This window comes from Nostoc sp. FACHB-152 (assembly GCF_014697475.1).
Classification (GTDB): Bacteria; Cyanobacteriota; Cyanobacteriia; order Cyanobacteriales; family Nostocaceae; genus Nostoc_B.
On record NZ_JACJRV010000044.1, the window covers coordinates 54,692 to 60,691 of the forward strand.

5 protein-coding genes are annotated in these 6,000 nt (G+C 41.5%); 1 reads left to right on the top strand and 4 read right to left on the bottom strand.

Going from position 1 to position 6,000, the window contains the following annotated elements; all coding sequences use genetic code 11:
• Positions 1 to 651: 651 nt before the first annotated feature.
• The gene (locus H6G76_RS23410) at positions 652 to 2,049 is read right to left on the bottom strand and encodes an amidase (protein ID WP_190706267.1); all 1,398 of its coding nucleotides are present in this window, start codon (positions 2,047 to 2,049) and stop codon (positions 652 to 654) included.
• Positions 2,050 to 2,269: 220 nt separating this feature from the next.
• Between H6G76_RS23410 and H6G76_RS23415 the strand changes: the two genes are divergently transcribed.
• Positions 2,270 to 3,745, top strand: a complete 1,476-nt coding sequence (locus H6G76_RS23415) for a hypothetical protein (RefSeq protein ID WP_190706269.1) — start codon at positions 2,270 to 2,272, stop codon at positions 3,743 to 3,745.
• A 261-nt stretch (positions 3,746 to 4,006) separates the two neighbouring features.
• On the opposite strand, the gene map is transcribed toward H6G76_RS23415, so the two are convergent.
• The 3 genes from map to H6G76_RS23430 form a co-directional block, all read right to left on the bottom strand.
• The gene (gene map, locus H6G76_RS23420; RefSeq protein ID WP_190706271.1) at positions 4,007 to 4,834 is read right to left on the bottom strand and encodes a type I methionyl aminopeptidase; all 828 of its coding nucleotides are present in this window, start codon (positions 4,832 to 4,834) and stop codon (positions 4,007 to 4,009) included.
• A gap of 107 nt (positions 4,835 to 4,941) precedes the next feature.
• Positions 4,942 to 5,430: a cupredoxin domain-containing protein gene (locus H6G76_RS23425; RefSeq protein WP_190706274.1), complete on the bottom strand. Its 489-nt coding sequence runs from the start codon at positions 5,428 to 5,430 to the stop codon at positions 4,942 to 4,944.
• Between the two features lie 146 nt (positions 5,431 to 5,576).
• A complete protein-coding gene (locus H6G76_RS23430; RefSeq protein WP_190706276.1) occupies positions 5,577 to 5,735 on the bottom strand; it encodes a hypothetical protein in 159 nt (52 codons plus the stop codon).
• Positions 5,736 to 6,000 lie beyond the last annotated feature (265 nt).

Here is a 6,000-nt window from a genome sequence, read left to right on the forward strand (position 1 = left end):
GATTTTTTCTAGATGTACCGTGTAGCATCTTTACTCCAATCTCTGTTTGCAGAATTACAAAAGTCATGCTTAAGGAGTATTTCTACTCAAAATCGCTACACATCCTATCGGCTCGACTTTTCAATGAATCATTCTAAGGTGTAGCAGCCAGAAGTGGATATATGAAACCGTTAATTTATATGGATTTCAGGATTTCTTGTGTTTTTTGGGAGACTGTTGCCCTCAAAACTACCGTTTTATTAGGAAAAAATACTTAGTAAAAACCCCTGTTGTGAGAGCAACCGATCAATGTATAAAGCTAGAATAAAATCTGGATTTACGCCATTTTAAAACTAATTTTGACAATATAGCGAATATAGATACTTTTATAATTTATATCTTTCAAATGCTTAAAATACCTTTCTTATAATACGTGAGGCTGCTATTTATGTCGTGTGCATAACTGATCTGAGACGTTTGATCAGGCTGAAAAATTCTTTGGAGGTAATTTCAAAGCTCTTTGCCTTGAAATTGTAAGATAACTTAACATTGAGGACTGATTTTCAGGAGTTTGGACTAAGAGTGTAGGGGTATAGGGGTGTAAGAGAAGATAGGGGAGAAAGCACCTTCTTAAAATTCCTACACCCTGACACCCTCATCTTTACCCGATGATTAGCTAGCAAAAGCAGGGCGGTGATGAATCCAAGGTTTTGCTGTTTCTATTTGCGCTGCGAGGCTAATTAAGGTGGCTTCCGCCGCAGGTTTACCAACTAGCTGCACGCTGATAGGTACGCCGTGACTATCAAAACCCATTGGTAATGCGATCGCTGGTAGTCCAGTAGCGTTAGCGGCGGGGCAAGGGGCAACCCAGCGCATAATATTTTGGAATGCTTCTTCTGGACTCAACGCCGCCCATTCACCCACCCGCATTGGCGAATGTAAATAAACTGGCAATACCAACACATCGAAATTATCGAAAAATGCCACAATTTGGCGGGAAACAATCTGCAATTGCGCTAATGCCCGGAGGTATTCAGCTACCGTACCTGTACGTGCTAACAACCAACGATTTAGAGGCTGTAATGCTTCCACCGGAATTCCTGATGCAGCTACCCCGGCTTGCCAAACAATTTGAAAAGGTTCCACCAACCCGCTAAAATCGGGGCATTTTTCTTCAACGGTGTTACCCAACTGTTCTAATAATTGGACTGTTTGCAATACACCTTGCTGACAGTTGGCATCCGCAGTCCCTAAAGGTGGAATGTTAGTGCTAAAGGCAATGCGTAAACCAGAAATTTTCTCTTGAGTAGCGGCGAGAAACGACGGTTCAGGATCAGGCAACCAATAGGGATCGCCTGTGAAGTAACCAGATATTGCGTCTAACATCGCCGCAGCATCAGCCACAGTCCTGGCAATAGGGCCGTTGACAGCAATTCCGCCCAAGCGATCGCCTACTGGGGCTTTGGTGACTCTTCCCCGCGATGGTTTGATTCCCACCAAACCGCAACAAGCGGCGGGACCGCGAATTGAACCACCACCATCAGAACCTTGGGCGATCGCACAAAGTCCGGCGGCGACTGCGGCGGCGGCACCACCACTAGAACCGCCGGGGGTATATTCTAAATTCCAAGGATTTCGGGCTGGAGGAAAGCCTGTTGGTTCTGTGTAGGGAAAAGAACCAATTTCGGAAGTTGCAGTTTTGCCGAGAATAGTGAATCCAGCCTGTTTAATCCGCGTTACCACCCCATCATCGTATTCAGGAATGTTATTTAACAACGCGGGGTTGCCGTAGGTACAGGGTACACCCGCCACCGTATTCAGGTCTTTAATCGAAATTGGCACCCCAAAAAAAGGCGGCAGTTGGTCGGATTTTGCCAGCATTTCAGTTTTTGCTTTGGCATCAGCGATCGCTAATTCTGCCGTCACCGTAAAATAACTTCCCAATTGAGGATTCAACCGCTCAATTCTTTGTAAATATATTTCCACTAACTGGAGTGGTGACACTTCCCGACGACGGATTAATTGCGCTAACTCCACTGCTGGGGTAAACGCTAAATCAGTTTCATTCATATTTGACTTTAGTGATTAATTGTGCATTTATTTCCAACTTTTCAACTGAAATTGTTATTTAAGCTGAATATCCGGGAACTATGAATTTATGGCTCCTCAGATTTTTTAATCAGGATGCTTCTACCACTGACAAGATTAGGTTTTATTTAAACTCTAGCCTTGCAGCATAGTCATTTTAATTGTTTCATCTCAACTTTCGGCAAATCCCCAAGGGATATTTATGGCTGATCTAGAAACACTGGTAAATGAATTACCAAAAATTGTTAATACTCTGAGGCTAAATATTGGGCATTCTCATGACATCATGCAACAAATTGCCATGATTAATAATGCTCAGGATAAATTACGTAATATCCAAGAAACCATTAGTCAAAAAGTTAACTCTAACCAATTAGAAAAATCGCCTATTTCTACACTTGCTTGTAGAGATACAGCCCACAACCCTTTTAATTCGGGAGGTTTTACAGTTTATCTGTATAAGTATGATTATCCAGGATTGCTCACCGCAAAGTTTGGTCAATTACCAGTAGATATTACCCTTGAAGAAATCCAAGCCAAAATAGAGGTTTGGATTGATTGGGGTGATTTGATTCAGGCGATCGCGGCGGATATATTAAGTGATATTCAGTTAGTTAAACAATTTAATATTGATGCTACCCATGATAGTATTCCGACAACATTTCAAGCAGCAGAAGAAATTTTAAAAATTCAATTAGACTTACTACAACCTAAATTGCTCCAACAACAGATTCAGCAAATTATTAAGGCGGAAGCAGATTCTTTAAAAGTTAAACAAAGATTGGAGTTTATTTTTGATAATATTAAAAATAGTCAAGGTTTATTAAAAATTTTACTAGGAGTATCGTCTTTTTGTGGCAAAACAGGTTTTGCTTTAGAATGGTTAGATGATGATCAGGAGTTAATTATATCTGGTGATGGTAAACTGCAAGAGTTAACAGATATTATTAATGAATGTGAATTTTATCAAGATAAAATAGATTCTTTAATTTTGCAGCTTAGTTCATTGAGAGTAAAAGCAGAAAAATATTTACTCAACCCTAAGTTAGGCAGAAATCAGCTACAGAAGAATTTACAAAAACAAAAATTAGTTTATTCTTTTAGCATGATGGCTGCCAGTTTATTAGCGTTAAGTTTTGGCAGTTGGATAATTAAAGCAGAAAATCCTCAATTGCGACAATTTAATCTAAATTATAATTCTGAAGAAACTGCGATCGCTAATTTTAAAGCCGCTCAAACTTTCGGACTAGAAGCTTCTCGTTTAGCACAAACACCGCCCCATCCTCTCATTGTTTGGCAACAAGCCCAATTTAAATGGCAGGAGGCAATTAAGTTACTAGAAAGCATTCCCAAAACAACATCTATTGCGGCTCAATCTCAAGAGAAGTTAACGCGCTATCGTTTTTATCATCATGCTATTGCTCAAAGAGTAATTATCGAAAAAAAAGCTTTAGCTAATTTAGAAGCTGCTCATAAACTAGCAATTGAAGCACACTTTTTTGTTCAAAGTTCGCCGCATTCATTATCAGTTCGGCAACAAGCTCAAGAAAAATGGCAACAGGCAATTAATCTTTTAAAAGAGGTTCCTAAAAATACATTTGTTTATCAACAAGCTCAAGAGACGCTACAAAATTATCAAACAAACTTTCAACAGTTATCAGTAAGCAGTTATCAGTAACCAGTGAATTGAATTTTCCTTAAAAAAGCCACCCAAGCAGGTTTAGTACATCTTCTTTTTATAAAACTTATATATCAACCTGACTTTTCACGGTATCTGGAAAACCCCTCTCCAAACCTCTCCCCTGCAAGGAGAGAGGCTTTGATTTCTCCCCCTTCCCTAATAGGGAAGGGGGCTGGGGGGTTAGGTTTTGCAGCAGAATTATTTCTTCCCTAAATAAATGCGATCGCACTCTATCAAAATATGATCGCACTTACTCAACTATACTTTAGTGCGATCGGTCAAAATCTCATAACCTGTTTCTGTCACCAAAACTGTATGCTCAAACTGAGCCGAGAGAGAATTATCTACAGTTACAGCAGTCCAACGGTCGGCTAAAGTTCTTGTATGTTTAGAACCAGCATTTAAAATTGGTTCAATTGCCAAAGTCATTCCCGCACGCAATTTCACATTTGGCATACTCCGTGTCCGGAAGTTAAACACAGAAGGTTCTTCGTGCAAGTTACGACCAACACCATGTCCAGTGAATTCTTCCACCACACTAAAACCATTAGCCTTTACATGGTCTTCAATTGCCCCTGCTAAATCCAGCAGATACGCGCCTGCTTTCACTTGTTCAATGCCTTTATAAAGGGCTTCTTCCGCTACCCGAATTAGTTTAGCCGCGTCTGGGGTAACTTCACCGACGGCAATGGTGATGCAAGAATCGCCATGAAATCCTTGATAATAAGCACCTGTATCTACTTTCAAGACATCCCCAGCACGGATGACTTTCTTCGGACTTGGGATTCCATGTACCACTTCATTATTGATACTAGAGCAGATAGAACCCGTAAAACCGTGATACCCTTTAAAGCTGGGTGTTGCATCCATTTCGCGGATGCGTTTTTCTGCATAAGCATCCAAGTCAGCTGTCGTCATCCCTGGCTTGACCATTTGAGAAATTTCTTTGAGTACCGTAGCGACAATTTTGGCAGATTGCCGCATAATTTCAATTTCACGGGGTGATTTCAGTTCTATTCCTCGACGTTGCTTTTTTGGAGGCGCAGTCTTAGCTGGTTGAGAAAGCAAATTGCTGAGAATGTTCATGGGGGAGATAATAATTACTGATGCTTTGTCGCTACGGAGTCCGTGCTTTTTCTAGGATAGTTGAGAAACAATATCTATATTTAACTTAGCTTATTTAGCAAAGCTAATTACGAATTATTGACAACAATCTCTCCTGTCATTCCGGCTTCGGTATGTCCCGCTATGGGGCAGCGTAGGCTATATTTTCCTGCTTTTAGCGGTACAATTACCCACTCTGCTTCCGCAGTTGGTTTCAGTTCTAGTTCGTGAATAGCCCCTTTGATTTCAACTTTGCCTGCTTCTACTTTTTGTGTCCAACTGGCATCAGCGAAATCTTTAGCAGTAAAGTAGTGCTTTAATTGGCTGGGGTTCTTCAGCCGGAGTAGGTAGCGTTTACCAGCTACTAACTCTAGGTGATTGGGTTCAAACTTGAGTTCGTTAGCAGCATTACCTAAGTTAACTGTAATTTCTGTTGCTGGTTGTTTAAGCAAATCACTAGGTAAGTTTGCTGCACTTGCTGGATTAACACCAAATAAACCTAAACAAAGTACAAATGACAGCAGAAGGATGCAGTATGAATTATGACGTATGAACGGTTTGACGTTGCTTTTTTTCATAATTAGTCCATCCTAAAAAACTTAAAAATGTAGGGGAGCCAGTTGCGTGGTGTTAGCGTAGCGTTAGCGACGTAGGAGCGTCATGAATTATGACGTATGAACGGTTTGACGTTGCTTTTTTTCATAATTAGTCCATCCTAAAAAACTTAAAATGTAGGGGAGTTGCGTGGTGTTAGCGTAGCGTTAGCGACGTAGGAGCGTCGGCAGTCACGGGTACGTAGGGGGTTTCCCCCAGGAGGAACTGCCGTTAGCGAAGCGGTAGCGAGTCTTCTCCCAAGGGGAGACGCTACGCGAACGAGCGTCAAGGGTCTCCCGACTTGAGCAAACTGGCGTTGTATTATGGCTTTAAGCCTAACGCACCCCAGTAAACCATAACAAGATAGTGCGTTGCATTACACGACAACGCACCCTACTATTTTTGGATATTTAATTAACGTGAGTTCGATGAACCTCTCCCCAACCCCTCTGTCTTGAAAAGTTTTGCGCCGGGAAACCCGGACGCGCAACGCCAGTTGCTTTATGCCGGGGAACCCGTCCAACGCACTGGCTCAACTTTTCGCTCCGACGCGG

Coding starts and splice junctions, on each gene's coding strand:
- H6G76_RS23410 (WP_190706267.1), bottom strand. CDS start 2,049: ATGAATGAAACTGATTTAGCGTTTACCCCAGCAGTGGAGTTAGCGCAA.
- H6G76_RS23415 (WP_190706269.1), top strand. CDS start 2,270: ATGGCTGATCTAGAAACACTGGTAAATGAATTACCAAAAATTGTTAAT.
- map (WP_190706271.1), bottom strand. CDS start 4,834: ATGAACATTCTCAGCAATTTGCTTTCTCAACCAGCTAAGACTGCGCCT.
- H6G76_RS23425 (WP_190706274.1), bottom strand. CDS start 5,430: ATGAAAAAAAGCAACGTCAAACCGTTCATACGTCATAATTCATACTGC.